Origin of the sequence: Sphingomonas rubra (assembly GCF_900115745.1) — a bacterium.
Classification (GTDB): domain Bacteria; phylum Pseudomonadota; class Alphaproteobacteria; order Sphingomonadales; family Sphingomonadaceae; genus Sphingomonas; species Sphingomonas rubra.
In genome coordinates, this window is the sequence record NZ_FOXP01000004.1 from 275,346 (window position 1) to 294,794 (window position 19,449).

The 19,449-nt window shown below is 68.6% G+C and carries 18 protein-coding genes; 13 read left to right on the plus strand and 5 right to left on the minus strand.

Going from position 1 to position 19,449, the window contains the following annotated elements; all coding sequences use genetic code 11:
- Window positions 1-23 precede the first annotated feature (23 nt).
- The 9 genes from BM145_RS07010 to BM145_RS07050 are packed head-to-tail and all read left to right on the plus strand — an operon-like array spanning window position 24 to window position 9,599.
- Entirely contained in the window at window positions 24-635 is a 612-nt protein-coding gene (locus BM145_RS07010; RefSeq protein ID WP_093332783.1) for an NADH-quinone oxidoreductase subunit J, read from the plus strand.
- A gap of 46 nt (window positions 636-681) precedes the next feature.
- A complete protein-coding gene (nuoK, locus tag BM145_RS07015) occupies window positions 682-987 on the plus strand; it encodes an NADH-quinone oxidoreductase subunit NuoK (RefSeq protein WP_093332784.1) in 306 nt (101 codons plus the stop codon).
- A gap of 4 nt (window positions 988-991) precedes the next feature.
- Window positions 992-3,076: an NADH-quinone oxidoreductase subunit L gene (gene nuoL / locus BM145_RS07020; RefSeq protein ID WP_093332786.1), complete on the plus strand. Its 2,085-nt coding sequence runs from the start codon at window positions 992-994 to the stop codon at window positions 3,074-3,076.
- Between the two features lie 7 nt (window positions 3,077-3,083).
- On the plus strand, window positions 3,084-4,634 hold the full coding sequence (locus BM145_RS07025) for an NADH-quinone oxidoreductase subunit M (protein WP_093332787.1): 1,551 nt from the start codon (window positions 3,084-3,086) through the stop codon (window positions 4,632-4,634).
- Window positions 4,634-6,097: an NADH-quinone oxidoreductase subunit NuoN gene (nuoN, locus tag BM145_RS07030; protein ID WP_093332789.1), complete on the plus strand. Its 1,464-nt coding sequence runs from the start codon at window positions 4,634-4,636 to the stop codon at window positions 6,095-6,097. The genes BM145_RS07025 and nuoN overlap by 1 nt, the downstream gene beginning before the upstream one ends.
- The gene (locus BM145_RS07035; RefSeq protein WP_093332870.1) at window positions 6,094-6,831 is read left to right on the plus strand and encodes a biotin--[acetyl-CoA-carboxylase] ligase; all 738 of its coding nucleotides are present in this window, start codon (window positions 6,094-6,096) and stop codon (window positions 6,829-6,831) included. The genes nuoN and BM145_RS07035 overlap by 4 nt, the downstream gene beginning before the upstream one ends.
- 9 nt (window positions 6,832-6,840) lie before the next feature.
- Window positions 6,841-7,623 (plus strand): type III pantothenate kinase, encoded by a 783-nt coding sequence (locus tag BM145_RS07040; RefSeq protein WP_093332790.1) that lies wholly within the window; start codon window positions 6,841-6,843, stop codon window positions 7,621-7,623.
- 52 nt (window positions 7,624-7,675) lie between these two features.
- Complete coding sequence (locus BM145_RS07045) at window positions 7,676-9,313, plus strand: ribonuclease J (protein ID WP_093332792.1); 1,638 nt, start codon at window positions 7,676-7,678, stop codon at window positions 9,311-9,313.
- A gap of 4 nt (window positions 9,314-9,317) precedes the next feature.
- On the plus strand, window positions 9,318-9,599 hold the full coding sequence (locus BM145_RS07050; protein ID WP_093332794.1) for a DUF1467 family protein: 282 nt from the start codon (window positions 9,318-9,320) through the stop codon (window positions 9,597-9,599).
- Between the two features lie 3 nt (window positions 9,600-9,602).
- Here BM145_RS07050 and BM145_RS07055 read toward each other — a convergent pair whose 3' ends face one another.
- Together BM145_RS07055 and BM145_RS07060 are read right to left on the minus strand one after the other, a co-directional pair.
- Window positions 9,603-10,109, minus strand: coding sequence for a hypothetical protein (locus BM145_RS07055; RefSeq protein ID WP_093332796.1), 507 nt, complete (start codon window positions 10,107-10,109; stop codon window positions 9,603-9,605).
- Window positions 10,110-10,144: 35 nt separating this feature from the next.
- Complete coding sequence (locus BM145_RS07060) at window positions 10,145-12,370, minus strand: coiled-coil domain-containing protein (protein WP_093332797.1); 2,226 nt, start codon at window positions 12,368-12,370, stop codon at window positions 10,145-10,147.
- A gap of 107 nt (window positions 12,371-12,477) precedes the next feature.
- Here BM145_RS07060 and BM145_RS07065 point away from each other — a divergent pair, with 107 nt between their 5' ends.
- From BM145_RS07065 to BM145_RS07080, 4 genes are read left to right on the plus strand one after another with little or no spacing between them, the layout of a single operon-like run.
- A complete protein-coding gene (locus BM145_RS07065; protein WP_093332799.1) occupies window positions 12,478-12,774 on the plus strand; it encodes an Hpt domain-containing protein in 297 nt (98 codons plus the stop codon).
- 54 nt (window positions 12,775-12,828) lie between these two features.
- The gene (locus tag BM145_RS07070; RefSeq protein WP_093332801.1) at window positions 12,829-14,028 is read left to right on the plus strand and encodes a serine/threonine-protein kinase; all 1,200 of its coding nucleotides are present in this window, start codon (window positions 12,829-12,831) and stop codon (window positions 14,026-14,028) included.
- 24 nt (window positions 14,029-14,052) lie between these two features.
- Entirely contained in the window at window positions 14,053-15,135 is a 1,083-nt protein-coding gene (locus BM145_RS07075; protein WP_093332803.1) for a DUF2336 domain-containing protein, read from the plus strand.
- Window positions 15,132-16,484, plus strand: a complete 1,353-nt coding sequence (locus BM145_RS07080) for a sensor histidine kinase (RefSeq protein WP_093332804.1) — start codon at window positions 15,132-15,134, stop codon at window positions 16,482-16,484. Before BM145_RS07075 ends, BM145_RS07080 begins: the two co-directional genes overlap by 4 nt.
- Here BM145_RS07080 and BM145_RS07085 read toward each other — a convergent pair.
- Genes BM145_RS07085 through gltX form a run of 3 tightly spaced genes read right to left on the minus strand, consistent with a single transcriptional unit; the run spans window position 16,455 to window position 19,366 of the window.
- A complete protein-coding gene (locus BM145_RS07085) occupies window positions 16,455-16,661 on the minus strand; it encodes a hypothetical protein (RefSeq protein WP_177200111.1) in 207 nt (68 codons plus the stop codon). The two genes, BM145_RS07080 and BM145_RS07085, sit on opposite strands and share 30 nt — an antisense overlap.
- Window positions 16,662-16,664: 3 nt before the next feature.
- Complete coding sequence (locus BM145_RS07090; protein WP_093332806.1) at window positions 16,665-17,945, minus strand: citrate synthase; 1,281 nt, start codon at window positions 17,943-17,945, stop codon at window positions 16,665-16,667.
- An 11-nt stretch (window positions 17,946-17,956) separates the two neighbouring features.
- Complete coding sequence (gltX, locus tag BM145_RS07095; RefSeq protein WP_093332807.1) at window positions 17,957-19,366, minus strand: glutamate--tRNA ligase; 1,410 nt, start codon at window positions 19,364-19,366, stop codon at window positions 17,957-17,959.
- Window positions 19,367-19,449: the final 83 nt, after the last annotated feature.

A 19,449-nucleotide genomic window follows, 5' to 3' on the forward strand; every position in this document is an offset into this window, starting at 1 on the left:
ATAGGCAAGGGGGCCTGTTTCGCGTGATCCAGGCCATCGCCTTCTACCTGTTCGCCGCCGTCGTGATCGTATCGGGCGCGCTGACGATCTCGTCGCGCAATCCGGTCCACTCCGTCATGTGGCTGATCCTGGCGTTCTTCAACGCGGCCGGCCTGATGGTGCTGGTCGGTGCCGAATTTATCGCGATGCTGCTCGTCATCGTCTATGTCGGCGCCGTCGCGGTGCTGTTCCTGTTCGTCGTCATGATGATGGACATCGATTTCGCGCAGCTGCGCACCGATGTGGCACGCTACGCGACGATCGGGCTGGCACTCGGCACGGCACTCGCGGTGGAAGTGATGATCGCGGCCTTCGCGTGGAGCGAGGGGCGGATCGATCTTGCCCGCCGTGCCGCGCCGATCGATCCGGCGATGCCGAACATCGCGGCGCTGGGTCAGTTGCTCTACACGCGCTACCTTTTCCTGTTCGAGGCGGCGGGCTTCGTGCTGCTGGTCGCGATGATCGGCGCCATCGTGCTCACCCACCGGGAGCGGGCAGGCACGCGGTCGCAGCACGTGGGACGTCAGGTCGCCCGTCGTCCGCAGGACGCGACCCGCAACGTCAAGCCGACCGTCGGCCAGGGGGTGGAGCTGTGACCCTTCGACAAGCTCAGGACCGACGGATCGACGGAGTGCCGCGCACGTGATTGGATTGATCCATTACCTGGTCGTGTCGGCGATCCTGTTCACCATGGGCTGCGTCGGCATCTTCCTGAACCGCAAGAATTTGATCGTCATCCTGATGGCGATCGAGTTGATCCTGCTCAGCGTGAACCTGAACCTCGTCGCCTTCTCGGCGGCGCTCGGCGACTTGGTCGGGCAGGTGTTCGCCATGTTCGTGCTGACCGTCGCTGCGGGCGAGGCGGCGATCGGGCTCGCGATCCTCGTGATCTATTATCGTGGTCGCGGCACCATCGCGACTGACGACGTCAACCGGATGAAGGGGTAAACGGTTGATCCTCGCTATCGTCTTCCTGCCGCTGCTCGCGGCGATCGTCGCCGGGCTCGGCAACAAGCAGCTCGGCGCCTTTCCGGCGAAGCTGCTGACCACGGGCTTGCTGTTCGTGTCGTGCGCGCTGTCGTGGCCGATCTTCATCGGGTTCATGACCGGCAGTCTGAGCGCGTCGGTGACGCCGGTGCTCCACTGGATTGCGTCCGGCGACATGGACGTGTCGTGGGCGCTGCGCGTGGACGCGCTGACCGCCGTGATGCTGGTGGTCATCACCACCGTGTCCGCGCTCGTCCATCTCTACAGCTGGGGTTACATGAGCGAGGAGCCGGATCAGCCGCGCTTCTTCGCCTATCTCTCGCTGTTCACCTTCGCCATGCTGATGCTGGTCACGGCCGACAGCCTGGTGCAGATGTTCTTCGGGTGGGAAGGTGTCGGCCTCGCCTCGTACCTGCTGATCGGTTTCTGGTTCCGGAAGCCGTCGGCCAACGCTGCGGCGATCAAGGCGTTCGTGGTCAACCGGGTCGGCGATCTCGGCTTCATGCTCGGCATTTTCGGGACGTTCCTGGTGTTCGGCACCGTGTCGATCCCCGCGATCCTCGCGGCGGTTCCCGGCGAGGCGGGATCGACGATCGGCTTCCTGGGGTTCCGCGCCGATACGATGACGGTGCTGTGCCTGCTGCTGTTCGTCGGGGCGATGGGCAAGTCGGCGCAGCTGGGGCTCCACACCTGGCTGCCCGACGCGATGGAGGGGCCGACGCCGGTTTCGGCGCTGATCCACGCGGCGACCATGGTCACCGCGGGGGTATTCATGGTGTGCCGCCTGTCGCCGATGTTCGAGGCGTCGCCCGATGCCATGGCGGTGGTCCGCTTCGTCGGGGCCGCGACTTGCCTGTTCGCCGCGACCTGCGGGCTGGTTCAGACCGACATCAAGCGCGTCATCGCCTATTCGACCTGCTCGCAGCTCGGTTACATGTTCTTCGCGGCGGGGATCGGCGCGTATGGCGCGGCGATGTTCCACCTGTTCACCCACGCCTTCTTCAAGGCGCTGCTGTTCCTGGGCGCCGGATCGGTCATCCACGCGATGCACCACGAGCAGGACATGCGCTACTATGGGGCATTGCGTAAGGAGATCCCGCTCACTTTCTGGGCGATGATGATGGGTACGCTCGCCATCACCGGCGTAGGATTGCCGTTCCTCGACATCGGTTTCGCGGGCTTCCATTCGAAGGACGCGATCATCGAGGCAGGCTGGGCGGCCGGCTATCCCGGTGTGTGGTTCGTCGGCGTCCTGGTCGCGGCGATCACGAGCTTCTACTCGTGGCGGCTGATGTTCCTCACCTTCTGGGGCAAGCCGCGCTGGATCAACTCGGAGCATATCCAGCACGCGGTCCATGACGCGCACGATCATGGGCACGGGTCGCATCATGCTGACGAGACGCACGCCAACCCGGCCAAGGCGGAGGATGCCGGTGATGCGCCATCGCAGCACGGGCCGAGCCAGCAGGAGCTGAAGGTCGGTACCGGCGGCTACCATCCGCACGAGAGCCCGCTCAACATGCTAGTGCCGCTCGGCATATTGTCGCTCGGCGCGATCGCCGCGGGCTTCGTGTTCGCGCCGTTCTTCATCGAAGCGGAGCATGCCGGCGGCTTCTGGCGCGGCGCGCTGTTCTTCAACGAGCACCTGATGCACGCGATGCACGAGGTGCCGGTGATGATTAAGCTGTCCGCGGCGATCGCGATGCTGCTCGGCCTCGGCTCGGCCTGGTACGCTTATATTCGCAACACCGCCTTCCCGAGCGTGGTGTCGGATCAGTTCGCCGTCCTGTACCGCCTGTTCCTCAACAAGTGGTATTTCGACGAGCTGTATCATCTGATCTTCGTCCGTCCCGCGTTCGCGATCGGCCGGCTGCTGTGGCACCGCGGCGACGAGAAGACGATCGACCGGCTCGGGCCCAACGGCGTCGCTTGGGCGGTGCAGCTTAGTTCGCGCGGGGCGGCCAGGTTCCAATCGGGGTATCTCTATTCCTATGCCTTCGTCATGCTGATCGGGCTCACCGCTGCGGTGACCTGGGCCATCGCGGGTTGATCGGGTGATGGACGGCTTTCCCATCCTGTCGCTGATGCTCGCGGTCCCGGCGCTCGCCGCGATCGCCTGCCTGTTCCTCCCGGCCGACACCGCGCGCTGGACGGCGCTGGCCGCGACGCTGGTCGACTTCGTGCTCGGCATCCTGCTCTGGGCGAATTACGACGTCGGCGGTGCGCAGTGGCAGTTCGTCGAGCAGGGCGCGCGCTTCGGCTTCTTCGCCTGGGACCTGGGCATCGACGGCTTCGCGCTAATGCTCATTATGCTCAGCGTGTTCCTGATGCCGATCTGCATCGGCGCCAGCTGGCGCTCGGTCACCAACCGTGTGCCCGAGTATATGGCGGCGTTCCTGCTGACCGAGGTGCTGATGATCGGCACCTTCGCCGCGCAGGACCTGTTCCTGTTCTACCTGTTTTTCGAGGCAGGGCTGATCCCGATGTATCTTATCATCGGCATCTGGGGCGGTGCCAACCGCATCTACGCCAGCTACAAGTTCTTCCTGTACACGCTGCTCGGCTCCCTCCTCATGCTGGTCGCGATGCTCTACATGGCGCGTACCGCAGGGACGTCGAGCATTCCGGCGCTCCAGGCATACGACTTCCCGGCCGATGTTCAGACGTGGCTATGGCTCGCCTTCTTCGCCTCGTTCGCGGTGAAGATGCCGATGTGGCCCGTTCACACCTGGCTGCCGGACGCGCACGTGCAGGCGCCGACCGCGGGGTCGGTGATCCTGGCGGGCGTGCTCCTCAAGCTCGGCGGCTACGGCTTCCTGCGCTTCTCGCTGCCGATGTTCCCGGAGGCGTCTGGGCAGCTCACCTGGCTGATCTTCGCACTGTCGGCGGTGGCGGTGATCTACACCTCGCTCGTCGCGCTGGTGCAGGCCGACATGAAGAAGCTCATCGCCTATTCGTCGGTCGCGCACATGGCGATCGTCACCATCGGTCTGTTCGCCTTCAACCGGCAGGGTATCGAGGGTGCGTTGGTGATGATGCTGAGCCACGGGCTGGTATCGGGCGCCTTGTTCCTGTGCGTCGGCGTGATCTACGATCGTCTCCACACGCGCGAGATCGCGCGTTACGGCGGGCTGTCGATCAACATGCCGCGCTACGCGCTGTTCTTCCTATTCTTCACCATGGCGTCGATCGGTCTGCCGGGGACCAGCGGCTTCGTCGCCGAGTTCCTCAGCCTGATGGGCACCTATCAGGTGTCGACCTGGATCGCGCTGCTCTGCACGACGAGCATCATCCTGGGCGCTGCGTACATGCTCTACCTCTATCGGCGGATCGCCTATGGCGAGATCACGTCGGAAGAAGTTCGGGGTATGTCCGACCTGTCGAGCCGCGAACTCTGGCTGCTGGCGCCGATCGCCGCGGCCGTGCTGTGGATGGGCGTCTATCCGGAGAGCTTCCTCGCGCCGATGCGCAAGGACGTCGCCGTGCTCCTCCAGCGGATCGATCGCGCCGCGCCGCCGAGCGACAGCAATCCAACTCCCGGCAACCCCGCCGCCGCCCGCGCGATGCAAGCGCACCACGAGACGACGCCCGGGGAGGCGCATCACTGATGGACTACGCCACCAATCTCGCGCTGACGCTGCCCGAGGTCGTACTGGGCATCGGCGGCGTGTTGCTGATGATGGTTTCCGCCTGGGGTGGTCCCGGGTCGACGCGCGCGGTGTCCTGGACCGCGGTCGCGGTGCTCGGTGGCGCGGTGATCGCGCTGCTCGGCCCGGCGGGCGGGGGCGGGGAGGCATTCGATGGCCTCTACCGCGCCGACGCCTTCTCGACCTTCGCCAAGGTGCTGATCTACGTCGCGACCGCGGTGTCGATCCTGATCGCACCCGACTTCTTTCGCCGCACGGCGGGCGATGATCTGCGGCCGGAATATCCGGTGCTGATGCTGTTCTCGGCCCTGGGCATGGGCATGATGGTGTCGGCGGTGGACCTGCTGACGCTCTATGTCGGTCTGGAGATGCAGAGCCTCGCCGCCTACGTGCTGGCGAGTTTCGTGCGCCGGGATCTGCGGTCGGCAGAGGCTGGGCTGAAATATTTCGTGCTCGGCTCGCTGGCGAGCGGCATCCTGCTGTACGGCGTCAGCCTGGTCTACGGCTTCACCGGCACGACGATGTTCGACGGTATCGCTGCGGCCTATGCGGCCGACGCCGCGGAACCGGCGCGCTCGCTCGGCCTCGTCTTCGGGCTGGTGTTCGTCTTCGCCGGGCTGGCCTTCAAGATCGCGGCGGTGCCGTTCCACATGTGGACGCCCGACGTGTACCAGGGCGCGCCGACGCCGGTCACCGCCTTCTTCGCCTCTGCCCCCAAGGTCGCCGCCATGGCGCTGGCCGTCCGCGTCGCGGTGGAGGCGATGGGGCCGGTGACCGATCAGTGGCGCCAGATCGTGATCTTCGCGGCGCTCGCCTCGATCATCCTCGGCGCGGTCGGCGCGATCGGCCAGTCGAACGTCAAGCGGCTGCTTGCCTACTCGTCGATCAACAATGTTGGCTTCGCGTTGATCGGCCTTGCCGCGGGAACGGCCGAGGGCGTGGCGGGCGTGCTGACGTACATGGCGATCTACATCGCGATGACGCTCGGCAGCTTTCTGGTCGTCCTGCAGATGCGTGACGTGAACGGCATCCAGGTCGAGAGCATCGCCAGCTTGTCGGGCATGTCTCGGACGCGGCCGGCGCTGGCGGCGGCGATGGCGATGTTCATGTTCTCGCTGGCCGGCATTCCGCCGCTGTTCGGCTTCTACGCCAAGTTCGCCGTGTTCGACGCGGCGGTGGCGGCAGGACTGTTCCCGCTGGCAGCGATCGGCGTCGCGGCGTCGGTAATCGGCGCCTATTATTACCTGCGCATCGTCAAGACGATGTACTTCGACGAGCCCGCACCCGCCTTTCACAAGGGTGACGAGGGAGCCCTCCAGGGTGGGCTGATAGCGGTCGCCGCGGTCGTCATCTCGCCGCTCGGCTATCTTGCGATCCCGTTCCTGGGCGCGTGGAGCATGGCCGCGGCGCGGGCGCTGTTCTGATCCAGGTCGTCGCGGAGACGGGGTCGACCAACGCCGACCTCGCCGCATCGTCCGGAGGGGAGGGCGACTGGCTCCGGGCGGAGCGGCAACTGGCAGGCAGGGGGCGGCAGGGACGCGCGTGGGCGTCACCCGTCGGCAATCTCTACGCCAGTACGATCGTCCGCCCGCGGGTGAGCGACCCTGCGGCGCCGACCCTGACGTTGGTAGCGGCGGTCGCGTTGCACGACGCGGTCAGCGTCATGTTCGATCCGGCTTCGCCTTTCTTGCGGGCAGGGGAACAACCAGAAGAGCGGCAGGGTGGGCTGGCGATCAAGTGGCCGAACGACCTGCTGCTGAACGGGGCCAAACTATCGGGCATCCTGTTGGAACGCGCGGGTGACGTTGTGATCGCCGGCTTCGGCGTCAATGTCGCGCACCATCCTGACTTGCCCGACCGCCCGACCACCAGCCTGGCCGCGCACGGCGTCGCCGTCGCTCCCGCAACGCTCCTCGACATCCTCGCGGAGTCGTTCGCGCGGTGGCTCGCCACGTGGCGTGGGCACGGATTGGAGCCGGTCCGTGCCGCGTGGCTCGACCGCGCGCACCCGGTCGGCACGGCGCTGTGCGTCCACCAGCCCGACGGCTCGCGCGTCGACGGCCTGTTCGACGGTCTCGACGATGCCGGTGCACTGCTGCTTCGCCTGGCAGGCGGCGAGCGGCAGGTGATCCACGCCGCCGACGTGTTCCTTCTCTGAGAGGCTGCCATGCTGCTCGCCATCGATGCCGGCAACACCAACGTCGTCTTCGCGCTGGTCGACGAGGCCCGCACCATTCGCGCTCGCTGGCGGATCGCCACCGATCCGCGCCGCACCGCCGACGAATATGCGGTGTGGCTCAGTCAGTTGCTCGCGCTCGAAGGATTCGCTCGCGACGACGTGAGCGGCTTCATCGTCGCGACCGTGGTGCCTCGCGCGCTCCACAACCTCCAGGTGCTGAGCTCCAAATATTTCCGCACTGAGGCGCTGGTCGCCGGCCGCCCACCCGTGGAGTGGGGAATCGCGATCGACGTCGACGAGCCCGCCTCGCTCGGCGCCGACCGGGCGGTCAACACGATCGCGGCGCACGCGCTGTACGCGGGCGACCTCATCACCATCGATTTCGGCACGGCGACCACCTTCGACGTCAGCGACTATACCGGCGCGTACAAGGGCGGTATCATCGCCCCCGGCATCAACCTGTCGCTTGACGCGCTGGTCACCGCCGCCGCCAAGCTGCCGCGCATCGCCATCGAGGCGCCCGCGACGCCGAGCGTCGTCGGTCGCAACACCGTCGACCAGATGCACATCGGCATCTTCTGGGGCTATGTGGCGATGATCGAGGGGCTGGTCGCGCGCCTCAAGGCGCAGGTCGGCCGGCCGGTGAAGGTGATCGCCACCGGCGGCCTCGCCGCGCTGTTCGAGCAACACACGACCGTCTTCGACCATGTCGAGCCGGACCTGACGATCCAGGGACTGGCGATGATGTGGCAAAATGCCCATATCCGATAAACCACGCCTGCGCCGGGCGGCCATCCGGTGCCTCCTTTATCGAAAGCTTTGAATGACTCCCAAGAACGAACTCCTCTTCTGCGCCCTAGGCGGCTCGGGAGAGATCGGCATGAACGTCAACCTCTACGGCACGCGCGGCAAGTGGCTGATGGTCGATTGCGGCATCACCTTCGCCGATCCCGCCTATCCCGGCATCGATGTGATCCTGCCCGACCTGCAATTCATCGAGGACCGGATCGATGACCTCGTCGGCATCGTCCTGACGCACGGGCACGAGGACCATATCGGCGCGCTGCCGTATCTCGCCGAGGATCTCGGCGTGCCGCTCTACGCGACGCCGTTCACCGCCGGACTGATCCGCGGCAAGCTGGAGGAGGAGGGCTCGGTCAACCGCGTCAAGCTCAAGGTCATGAAGATGAACGAGCGGTTCGAGTTGAAGCCGTTCGGCGTCACCTTCGTGCCGCTGTCGCACTCCATTCCGGAGAGCTGCGCGCTGCTGATCGACACGCCCGAGGGCAAGGTGTTCCACACCGGCGATTGGAAGCTCGATCCCACGCCGGTGATCGGCAAGCCCGCCTCGCCGGAGGAGCTGAAGGCGATCGGCGACGCTGGCGTCGACGTCCTGGTCTGCGATTCGACCAACGTGTTCAACAAGGAAGCCTCGGGTTCCGAGGCGAGCGTCCGTAAGGGACTGGCCGAGACGGTCGCCAAGGCCAAGGGCCGGGTGATGGTGACGAGCTTCGCCTCCAACGCGGCGCGGCTCCAGACGCTGGGACAGCTCGCGCGCGAGACGGGGCGCAAGCTGTGCGTCACCGGCCGGTCGCTGGATCGCATCCTGAAGGTTTCGCGGCAGACGGGTTATCTTTCCGACTTTCCCGAGACGGTGGACCCCGACACGGCGATGCGCCTGCCGCGCAACAAGGTGCTGATCGTCGCCACCGGCGGTCAGGGCGAGCCGCGCGCTGCCCTGTCGCGCGTGGCGGAAGGATCGCACACGATCAGCGTCGAGCCCGGCGACACCGTGATCTTCTCCGCCAAGCAGATCCCCGGCAACGAGGTGGCGGTCGGTCGCATCCAAAATCTGCTCGCCGCCAAGGGCGTCGAGATGGTGACCGAGCGCCAGGCGCACGTCCATGTCTCGGGTCACCCTGGCCGTCCGGAGTTGGCGCAGATGTACGAGTGGATCAGGCCAGAGCTGCTTGTCCCCGTGCACGGCGAGATGCGCCACATGATGGAACATGCGCGCTTCGGGCTGGATCAGGGCGTGCCGAACACCATCGTCCAGGCAGACGGCGACATCGTGCGGCTGCTGCCCGGAAAGGCCAAGAAGATCGGCACCGCGGGCGTCGGCCGGCTGGTGCTCGACGGCGACGTGATCCTGCCGTCGGACGGGTCGACGATCAACGAGCGGCGCAAGCTGGCCCTGAACGGCCAGATCTCGGTTGCCGCCGCGATCGGCAAGGATGGTCGCGCGATCGGCCGGCCGCAGGTCAAGTTGCAGGGCGTGCCGGTGGAGGACGAGCGCGAGGCGTTCGTTGCTGATGCGGTGGATGCGGCCGCGCAGGCGCTGCGCTCCACCAAGCGCGGGATCGATCGCGCGCGCGAGGATGTGCGGCTGGCGGTGCGCAAGGTGGCGACGCAGTGGACCGGCAAGAAGCCGATCGTCGACGTGCTGCTGATCGAGGCGTAAGGCCGTGCGCTGGACATCGGCACTGGCGATCTACGTCCTGTTCTGGTCGTTCAGCGTCTTCCTCGTCCTCCCCTTCGGCGTGCGCACCACGCACGAGGCGGGGGGCGAGCACGTGCCGGGGCAGGCGGAGAGCGCGCCGCACGAGTTCGACATATGGAAACTGGTGTGGCGCGTGACGATCGTCGCGACGATCCTGTTCGTGCTGTTCCAGCTGAACTACCGCTATGGCTGGATCACGGCGCGCGACGTGGACCTGTTCCACCGGATGGATATGGAAATGCGGTAGACATCAGACGATGGCGGGAACGGCGTTGCGGAAATTGGCCAGCCGGTCGATTACGCAACGCGACGACGCGTTGAGGCGGCGGACGAGCTGCTCGCTGGCGGACTTGCTGATCGTCCAGGCCACTTCCTGATCGGTGTCGTCGGGCGCTAGGATCGTCATGTACAGGTGCCATTGCCGTTGCTGGTCGACAAGCAGCCGCCCGACGCCGTGGCAGACGAATGCGCGATGATCCGCCTCTCGCTGGAACTGGACGAGGGCATCCAGTGCCGGTTTGCCGAGGCTTCCGCCTCCGGATGCCAGCGCCAACCGCAATGCCTCCCGGCGCTGTCCCGCCAAATGCGGAAGCTTCTTGCCGGCTGACCCCGCCCCTAAATGGATGAGCGTCTCGGTGACGGCATGCTCCACCGCGGCGAAATGCTCCAGCATACGACCGCGCCAAAGGTTCGCTTCGGTCTTGAAGACGTTCCACTCGATCGTGTCGACCGGCTCAATGGTGGAATGGGCGTTCATCCGAATGTGCTTATCGGCGCGACGTTCAAAAAAGCTTAGCGCAGCCGCTCGATCGCTTGGGCCAGCGCCACGTAGAGCTTGCCCATATCGGACGACAGCAGCGTCACGCCCAGCGGTGAACCGTCGCGCTGGGCGAGAACCTGGCGGAGCATGCCCTCGAAATCGTGGATGTAGCGGTTGACCTGCTCGCGGAAGCGGCCGTCGTCGTCGTAGAGTCGGGCGATCTCGCGTGCGTCGCCGCCGTCGAGGAGGCGCACCGCGCGACGGGTGAAGACGCCGCGATCGCCCTTCAGATAGGCGGCCCAGGCGCTGTCCGATACGTCGGGTGCGAACGCCTTGGTAATGTCGATCGCCGCCGAATTGAGCGACTCGATCAGCAGCGATACGCGGCGCGCCAGCGAGTCGCTGTCGGCCGCCTCGCGTTCCTCGCGCGCCGTTTCCATATGGCTATCGAGCAGGCTCCGCTGCTCCAGCAGGGATTGCACCTGCGTCGCGACCCGCTCGGTCGCACGGGACGAGGCGGCGGCGGCCGCGTCGGTCGCGTCGACCAGCGCCGTGACCTGCCGCGTCACCGTATCGGACGCTGCGCGCCGCAGGGCGGCGGTGGCGGCCTCGCCGAGCGCGTCGGCCGCCTCGGGCACCACCGTGGCCAGCGTCTCGCGCGCCTGCGCAGCCGCGATCTGGGCCGTCTCGTGTACATGGGCGAGCGCGTTGAGGAGGCGCGGTGCGGCCTCGTCGGCGAAACGCTGTGCCCGGTCGATGGCGCCCTCCATCGTGATGCCCAGCGCGTCCGCCTTGTCGCGGCCGTCGGCGAGCGCGGCTTCCAGGCCGCTGGTCAGCTGGTCGAGCGTGCGGCGCTGCCCGGCGAGCACGTCGGCGATCGCCTCGATGGCGTCGTGCGTCGACTCGGCGGCCGTGACCAGCGCCAGCAGCTCCGGCTTGGCATGGGCAATGGTGCGGCGCGAGGTCGTGACGCGATCGTCGAGGCGGGTGAGCGCGTCCGGCAGCGTCTCGTCGATCTCGCGCGCGGCGGCATCCAGGGCGACGAGCAGCGTCTCGGTGGTGCCGATCGTGCGGCCGGCCATCGCTTCGCCGGCACGCAAAGCCTCCGTCATCGCGTCGGCCGAGCCGCCCAGCGCGCTGATCGACGCGGCGAGCAGCTGCGTGCGATCCACACCCTGTGCGTGAAGGGTGTCGAGCCGTGCCTCCACGTCGGCGAAGCCGCCGTGAAGGCCCGCGACCAGGTCTTCTCCCCGCAGCCGCTGCTCAGCCAGCGCGTCGGCGAGGCGGCCGGCGGCGAGGTCGAGGTCGGCGAGGCGCGTGGCGAGCGCGTCGGCATGATCGTGCGCGGCGACTTCAAGGGCGACCTGGTGACCGCGAAGGCCGAGCAGGGTCTGGTCGCCCTGCGCGGCCAGCGTATCGCAGGCGCGGTTCACCGCCTGCTCGGTACGGTCGACCAACGTGTCCAGCGCGGTCGCGGCCGCGCCGGTCGCGCGTTCCAGGCGGGCACCGGCGGCCTCGCCGGTCGCGTTCATCCGGTCGATCTGCGCCGCGAGGTGATCGGCGGCGGTCGCCGCGAGCGAATCGGCGTCGCGGGCGCGCGCGGCAAGCTGGACGATCTGCGCCTCCAGCGCGGCGGCCTGGGCAGCGGCGGTCAGGCCCGCCTGATCGATCCGCCGGCCGATCTCCTCGCTCTCGACCTTGGCGTGCGGGATCGATGCGACCAGATCACCGACGGTCGAGCGTGCCAGCGTCGCCGCCTCCGCCAGGCTGCGGGCGTGGGTATTCGCCTCCTCGATCTCAGCCGCCATCGCCTGGCCGATCGCCTCCAGCCGTCCGGCCGCCGCAGTGCCGGCGTCGAGTTGCAGGACGAGCTGTTCGCGGTGGTGGGTGAGCGTGCGGGCGAGGCTGGCAACGCGCGCCTCCAGCGCGGCGGCCTCGGCGCGCATGGCCTGGGCGGTGACGCCGAAGCGGCGCGCCTCGGCGCGGCTGCTGCGCCGCGCCAGCAGCCAGACGATGCCGACCAGCGCGGGGGGAACGCAGAGCGCCGCGACGAACTGCGTGCCCGCGACCGCATCCATTACGGGCAATCGCGCGCGCGCCAGCCAGAGCGCACCGGCGATCCAGCCGATGACCAGCAGGGCAGCGATCGTTGGTGCGACCCAGCCGGACCGGCCGCCGTCGATCGGTTCCACCAGTTCCAGCGGTTCTATCCAGCCCTCGGGCGGCCGCGGCCACAGGTCGTCGCTCGCCCCCATCATCGTTTCCCGTCCGCCACCCCGATCATGGCCGGTGTTTATCATTTTTGCAGGTTCCGACCAGCCCGGGTCTCAACCTCCTCTTAACCGCGGGGTCGCTAGGCCGGGACATGGCTTATGATCCCGGCGCGATCGATGCGACCCTGGCGGCAGCGGTGGGCGACGATCCCGCCCTGATCGCGGAGCTGCGGCTCGCCTTTCATGACGGTGCGGAGCGGGCGATGACGGCACTGCGGGATGCCGGCGACGATGGGTCGGCGTGGATCGCCGCAGCGTCGCGGCTGCGTGGGCTGGCCGCCAGTTTCGGCGCGGTTCGCCTGATGGCACAGGCCGCCGCCGCGAGCAGCGTGACGCCGGGCGACGAGAAGGTGATCGCCAAGCTGACGCGGGCGATCGCGCGGCTCTAACCCCGGCGATCAGCGGCCTTGCAACCGCAGCGATGCCGCCTATCAAGCCGTCGCATGCTTGCCGGTCTGCTGTTCGCCCATCACGACGCCGATGATCGTCCCGGCCAACTGACGGCGACGCTGCCATTCGGCGGCTCCTCGGTGATCGAGTATCAGGCGCGGCTGCTCGCCGCCGTTGGCGCGTCGCAGCTGGTGGTGATGGTCGGTCGGCTGACCCCCGAGCTGCTGGGGGCGATTGGGCGGATCGGCAAGCGTGGCATCGCCGTCGACGCGGTCCGCACCGCCGAGGAGGTGGCGGCCAAGCTCCACCCGCTCGCGCGCGTGCTGATGCTGGCGGACGGGTTGGTGACCACGCAGGAGATCGTCGACGGGATGGCACGGGGGGAGGGCGACGCGCTGCTCGTGGTGGACGCGGCGGACGCCCCCGCACGGTACGAGCGGCTGGGCGGCGGTGCGGCTTGGGCCGGGATCGCCCGGCTGGAGGCGCGGCGCATCGTCGACGTGGCGGCGTTGCCGCGCGATTACGACTTTCAGTCCACTGCGCTCCGGCTCGCCGACCAGGCCCGGGCGGTGCACCTGATGCTGCCGCCCGGCGCGATCGCCGATGGTCACGGGATCGAGCATGCCGGTGGCGGTCTGACCGAGCGCGGACGCGCGGTACTGGCGGCGACCGTGGCCGATCGGCGTAACTGGTTCAATGCGGCGCTGGTCGCTCCGCTGGCGCGTGCGACCGTGCCGCGATTGGTCGCGCGTGGAGTCGGCACGATCGCGACCGGCGTCGGTGGAGCATTGCTGTCGCTCGCCGGTGCCGTCGGCATCGTCGCGGGCGTGCCGGGTACCGGCCTTACGGCGATGCTGGCCGGAGCGATGGGGCTCGGCGTCGCACGCGTGCTGGCGCTGCTGCGCGACGAGGAGCCGCTCGGCGAGGCGTGCGTGATCGCGCAAGGGATCGCGGCGGCGGCGGGAGTTATGGCGCTAGGCTGGTCGCTGACCGCGACGACCGGCGCGGTCATGCTGGTAGTGGCGCTCGTCGCCGTCGTGGCGGGGCTGCTCGGCGAGCGGGCGACGCCGCGACGCTCGCGACGGCGCTGGTGGGGCGGCGGGCCGGCCTATCTCGCGTTGGCCACCCCGTTCGCCGTGGTCGGCTGGCCGACGATCGGGCTGGTCGCCGTGTTGCTCTACGCCACGGCGACGCTGGTCGCGGCGATCGAGGCGTTGCGTACGCTGGTGAACGACGGCTTAGTGTCATCTTAAGACGACCGCGCTAAGGTGCGTCGGATGGTCGCGGACGAGCACGAGCGGGATAGGTGGGCGCCCGAGCGGTTGAGTGACCGTGCGGCACGCGCCGACGCGCGGGCGGACCGCGATCTAGCCGCCGCAGCGACCGACTTCCTGCTGCCCGACGAGGCGCGGCTCAACGATCGAACTCGGCACGGCATGGCGGCGCTGGTCCGCGGGACGATCGACGCGGTCGAGACGGCCGTCCGCCACCATGCCGCCCGGCTGTTGGCCGAGCGCGGCGCGACCGAGCGTGCAGAGGCGTTGCTGCGCGGCCGGACCGACGTGACGGCACGACTGTTGCGAGGGGGACTGCTGCGCGATCCTGACATGATGGCGGAACTGCTCGCGCGCGTGCGGCAGGACGGGCTTGCCGCGGCGCTGCCGCCGGCGCCCGCCGTCGCCGACCAGCCGAGCCTCGTCGTCCGACTCGCCGCGGCGCCCGATGCGGTGGTCGCGCGTGCCGCCGCGGCGCTGCTCGTCGCCGACAATCGCCGGCGCGACGCGGCCGAGCGGGCTGCGGAGAGTGGTGGCGAGCTGCCGGCCGAACTGCACCACCGGCTCGTCTGGTGGGTGGCGGCGGCGATCCGCGACCCGCACGACCATGGCACCGACCTCGCCATCGCCGAGGCGGCGTTGCGCGCGGTCGCCGCGCATGACGAGGACGAACGGGCCGATGCGGTGGCAATGCGGCTCGCCGCGGCGATCGCGCCCAATCCGCGCGAGCTGCCCGACCTGCTGGTCGAGGCGCTGGCCGACCGGCGCGTCGGTCTGTTCACCGCGCTGGTCGCGCACGCAGCGGGGCTGCCGCACGAGGCGGTGCGCGCGGTGACGCTGGAACCCGGGGGCGATCGGCTGTGGCTGGCGTTGCGCGCGATCGCGCTCGACCGGGCGACCATCGCGCGGATCGCGCTGGCGCTCGCCGAGGCGGACCCGACACGCGACATCGACGCTTTCGCCGACCAGCTCGACGCCATCATGGCGGTCGATCCGGTCGCGGCGCGCGCGGCGCTGCTGCCGCTGACGCTCCACGCCGATTATCGCGCCGCGATCCGCGCGCTGGCGCGTTCGGAGGCGGGATGAACGCGGTCGATCCGAACGGCACCGTCGCGGTGGCGCACGCAGTGCTCGACGCCGATGGCGCGCTGCTGTCGGCCGATCCGGCGCTGGAGGCGCTGCACGCCCGTGCCGGCGGCGTCGCGGGTGGATCGATGGCGGTGCCGCAGCTCGCCTCGATCGCGCGGCTGGCGCGAAGACTGGGTATCGTCGTGTCGCGGCGGATCACGGTGGCGGACGAGGATGCGGACCTCGACCTGTGGGTCCGCGCACAGCCGGAGGGCGATCGCATCCGCCTGGCCGCGAGCGGGTGGAGCGAGCAGCCGGCGTGGCGCCCATCCGCCGAAATGCCCGCCGTCCCGGCGGGCGACTGGCAGTGGGAGAGCGATGCCAGCCTGCGGCTGACCTTCCTGTCGCTGGACGGAGCCGGTGGGTTCGATCCCTTCACGCTGCTCGGCCGGCCGCTCACGGCGTTGTTCGTCTTCGACGAGGGCGCAGGCGGCGGCCTGCCGATCCTGGACGCGTTGGCGCGGCGACGACCGTTTCGCGATCAGCCCGCGACAGTGCGATTGACGGGGGCTCCGGTGGTGCTCGACGCGGTGATCCGTCACGACGCGGAAGGCGGCTTCGCCGGGTTGGCGGGGAGTGCGCGCGAGGCGGTGACCGACGAAGGGGAAGGCGACGCTACGACGCCGGGTGCCTTCGCCGCCGGGCTGGACCGGGCGTTGCGTGCGCCGCTCGGCCGCATCGTCGCCAACGCCGACAGCATCAGCGCGCGGGCCGACGGACCGATCGCGGACGATTATGCCGCCTATGCGACCGACATCGCCGGGGCGGGGCGCCACCTGCTCGGGTTGGTCGACGGGCTGGTCGACCTGCAGGCGATCGAGCGATCCGACTTCCGGCCTCTCGCGGAGCCAATCGATCTGGATGACGTGGTGCGCCGTGCGGCGGGGCTGCTGGCAGTCAAGGCGGAGCGTGCCGGCGTGGCGATCGTGCGGGTGCCGAGCGATGCACGGGCGTCGGCGATCGCCGATTTCGGACGGACGCTGCAGATCATGGTCAATCTGGTCGGCAATGCGGTGCGCTACGCGCCGCCGGGCTCGCAGGTCGAGATCGCCGTGGAGAGGGCAGGCGCCGCCGTACGCGTCACCGTCTCGGATCGCGGCAAGGGGATCGACCGCGAGGATCAGGCGCGCGTGTTCGAGAAGTTCGAACGCGTCGACCCGAGCGAGCCCGGCGGCAGCGGCCTGGGGCTGTTCATCGCGCGGCGGCTGGCGCGCGCGATGCGGGGCGACCTGACGTTGCGGAGCGAGGCAGGGGCCGGCGCCGCCTTCACTCTGTCGCTACCGGCGGGGCAGCCGGCGGGCGAGTAGCAGCAGCAACAGTCCGGCCACGGCGAGCGCCGAGCCGTAATTCACCCATTGTTGCTGCCCGATCATGAAGCTGGACGCCGGCCAGGTGACGATGCCCCGGCCCTGGCCGATCCACAGCAATCCCATCAACGCCATCAAGGCGCCGAGTATCGCCATGATGCGACGCAGGGCCGGCATGCCTCAGCGCTCTCCGACGGGCACGTAGGAACGCTGCGTCGGCCCGGTGTAGAGCTGGCGCGGACGGCCGATCTTTTGGTCGGGATCGGTAATCATCTCGTTCCACTGCGCGACCCAGCCGACGGTACGGGCGAGCGCGAAGAGGACGGTGAACATCGACGTCGGGAAACCGATCGCGGACAGGATCACGCCCGAGTAGAAGTCGACGTTCGGGAACAGCTTCTTCTCGACAAAGTAATCGTCGTTGAGCGCGATCTCCTCCAGCCGCAGCGCCGTCTCGAACAGCGGGTCGTTGACCTTGAGCGCGTCGAACACCTCGCGCACTGTCTTCTGCATCACGGTCGCGCGCGGGTCGTAGTTCTTGTAGACCCTGTGGCCGAAGCCCATCAGGCGGAACGGATCGTTCTTGTCCTTGGCACGGGCGATGTACTCGGGAATCTTGTCGGGTGTCCCGATCTCGCGCAGCATGTTGAGGGCGGCCTCGTTGGCGCCGCCGTGCGCGGGGCCCCAGAGGCAGGCGATGCCCGCCGCGATGCACGCGAACGGGTTGGCGCCCGACGAACCCGCGAGACGAACGGTCGAGGTCGATGCGTTCTGCTCGTGATCGGCGTGGAGGATGAAGATCCGGTCCATCGCCTTCTCGACCGCCGGGTTGACCTCGTACGGCTCGGCGGGAACGCCGAAGGTCATGCGCAGGAAGTTGCCGGTGTAGCTCAGCGAATTGTCGGGGTAGAGGAAGGGCTGCCCGACGCTGTACTTGTACGCCATCGCCGCGATCGTCGGCATCTTGGCGATCAGGCGGTGCGACGCGATCACGCGCTGCGCCGGATCGTGGATGTCGGTCGAATCGTGGTAGAAGGCCGACAGCGCGCCGACGACGCCGCACATGATCGCCATCGGATGCGCGTCGCGACGGAAGCCGCGGAAGAAGGTCGCCAGCTGCTCGTGCACCATGGTGTGGCGCGTGATGGTGGTGTCGAACGTGGTCAGCTCGTCGGCGGACGGCAGCTCTCCGTTCAGGAGGAGATAGGCAACCTCCATGAAGCTGGAACTCTCGGCGAGTTCGCCGATGGGATAGCCGCGGTGAAGGAGCACGCCCTCGTCACCGTCGATGAAGGTCAGCTCCGACCGGCACGAGGCGGTCGAGGTGAAGCCCGGATCGTAGGTGAAGTCGCCGGTCTGGCCGTAGAGCTTGCGGATGTCGACGACATCGGGGCCGATCGTACCGGACAATACCGGATAATCGAAATCCTTACCGCCGAGGGAGAATGTGGCGTTTGTCATGGCTGGTCCTTTCAAGCGGCTGCCCGGTCCGCGATGCGGGCCAGGCTTTCCTCGCGCCCTAGAAGGGCGAGCACGTCGAAGATACCGGGCGAGGTCTTGCGCCCGGTAAGCGCGGCGCGGAGCGGCTGCGCGACCTGGCCGAGCTTCACGCCCGCCTCCTCGGCCACGCGGCGTACCGCGGCTTCCAGCTGCTCCGTATCCCAGCCATCCAGCGCGTCAAGCGCGGCATGGGCGTGAGCAAGCAGGGTAGCGCCGTCAGCGGCGACGAGCGCGGCGGCGGCGTCCTCCATCGGCAGCGGGCGCGCGGCGAACAGGAAGCCGGCGCCATCGGCGAGTTCGTTGAGGTTGGCGGCGCGCGCCTTCAGCGCCGGCATCGCCTTCGTCAGCAACGCCACGTCCGAACCGGGTACGCGCGGCGCGACCAGTTCGGCGAGGCGCGCGTCGTCGGCGTCGCGGATGTACTTGCCGTTGAGATTCTCGAGCTTTTTCAGGTCGAAGCGCGACGGGCTCTTGCCGACCGCGGCGAGGTCGAACCACTCGACCGCCTGCGCGCGGGAGATCTTCTCCTCGTCCCCGTGGCCCCAACCGAGGCGAAGGAGGTAATTGTCGAGTGCCTCAGGCAAGATCCCGAGTTCGTCGCGATACGCCTCAATCCCGACGGCGCCGTGGCGCTTCGACAGCTTGGCGCCGTCCGAGCCGTGGATCAGCGGGATGTGGGCGTAGACCGGCTCGGGCCAGCCCATCGCGCGGTAGATCGGCAGCTGCCGGAAGGCGTTGTTGAGATGGTCGTCGCCGCGGATGACGTGAGTGACGCCCATGTCGTGATCGTCGACGACGACCGCCAGCATGTAGGTCGGCGTGCCGTCCGAGCGGAGCAGGACGAGGTCGTCCAACTCGGCGTTCTGGACGGTGACCGAGCCCTGGACACGGTCGTCGATCGTCGTCGCGCCTTCGCGCGGCGCGCGGAGACGAACGACGTAGGGCGTGCCTGGGGCGGCCTCGCCGCAGTCGCCGTCGCGCCAGGGCGAGCGGATGCGCAAGGGCTGCTTGGCCGCCTGCGCCGCCTCGCGCTGGGCAGCGATCTCCTCCTGCGTCATGTAGCAGCGATAGGCGTGGCCGCGCGCGATCAGTTCGTGGGCAATGGCGGCGTGGCGATCGGCACGGGCGAATTGGAACACCTCGTCGCCGTCCCAGTCGAGGCCGAGCCAGCGCAGGCCGGCCAGGATCGCGTCGATCGCCGCTTCCGTCGAACGGGCGCGGTCCGTATCTTCGATCCGCAGCAGGAACGTGCCGCCTTGCGCCTTTGCGTAGAGCCAGTTGAACAACGCGGTGCGCGCGCCGCCGATATGGAGAAAGCCGGTCGGCGACGGCGCGAAGCGCGTGACGACCGGGGTGGTGGGCGTGTCAGATGTTGCGCTCAACCGCGCATGCTCCCAAGCTTCGTGTGTGATGGCCAGCTCAGCCGCCGCCGCCCCTAGCACGCACCCCCGAGGGCGACAAATCC

What these genes read in the sequence shown, in the direction of transcription:
- BM145_RS07065 (WP_093332799.1), top strand. Translation starts at nt 12,478, where the DNA reads ATGGCTTATGATCCCGGCGCGATCGATGCGACCCTGGCGGCAGCGGTG.
- BM145_RS07055 (WP_093332796.1), bottom strand. Translation starts at nt 10,109, where the DNA reads ATGAACGCCCATTCCACCATTGAGCCGGTCGACACGATCGAGTGGAAC.
- BM145_RS07060 (WP_093332797.1), bottom strand. Translation starts at nt 12,370, where the DNA reads ATGATGGGGGCGAGCGACGACCTGTGGCCGCGGCCGCCCGAGGGCTGG.
- BM145_RS07045 (WP_093332792.1), top strand. Translation starts at nt 7,676, where the DNA reads ATGACTCCCAAGAACGAACTCCTCTTCTGCGCCCTAGGCGGCTCGGGA.
- BM145_RS07080 (WP_093332804.1), top strand. Translation starts at nt 15,132, where the DNA reads ATGAACGCGGTCGATCCGAACGGCACCGTCGCGGTGGCGCACGCAGTG.
- BM145_RS07075 (WP_093332803.1), top strand. Translation starts at nt 14,053, where the DNA reads ATGGTCGCGGACGAGCACGAGCGGGATAGGTGGGCGCCCGAGCGGTTG.
- nuoN (WP_093332789.1), top strand. Translation starts at nt 4,634, where the DNA reads ATGGACTACGCCACCAATCTCGCGCTGACGCTGCCCGAGGTCGTACTG.
- BM145_RS07085 (WP_177200111.1), bottom strand. Translation starts at nt 16,661, where the DNA reads ATGCCGGCCCTGCGTCGCATCATGGCGATACTCGGCGCCTTGATGGCG.
- BM145_RS07040 (WP_093332790.1), top strand. Translation starts at nt 6,841, where the DNA reads ATGCTGCTCGCCATCGATGCCGGCAACACCAACGTCGTCTTCGCGCTG.
- BM145_RS07090 (WP_093332806.1), bottom strand. Translation starts at nt 17,945, where the DNA reads ATGACAAACGCCACATTCTCCCTCGGCGGTAAGGATTTCGATTATCCG.
- BM145_RS07025 (WP_093332787.1), top strand. Translation starts at nt 3,084, where the DNA reads ATGGACGGCTTTCCCATCCTGTCGCTGATGCTCGCGGTCCCGGCGCTC.
- BM145_RS07070 (WP_093332801.1), top strand. Translation starts at nt 12,829, where the DNA reads ATGCTTGCCGGTCTGCTGTTCGCCCATCACGACGCCGATGATCGTCCC.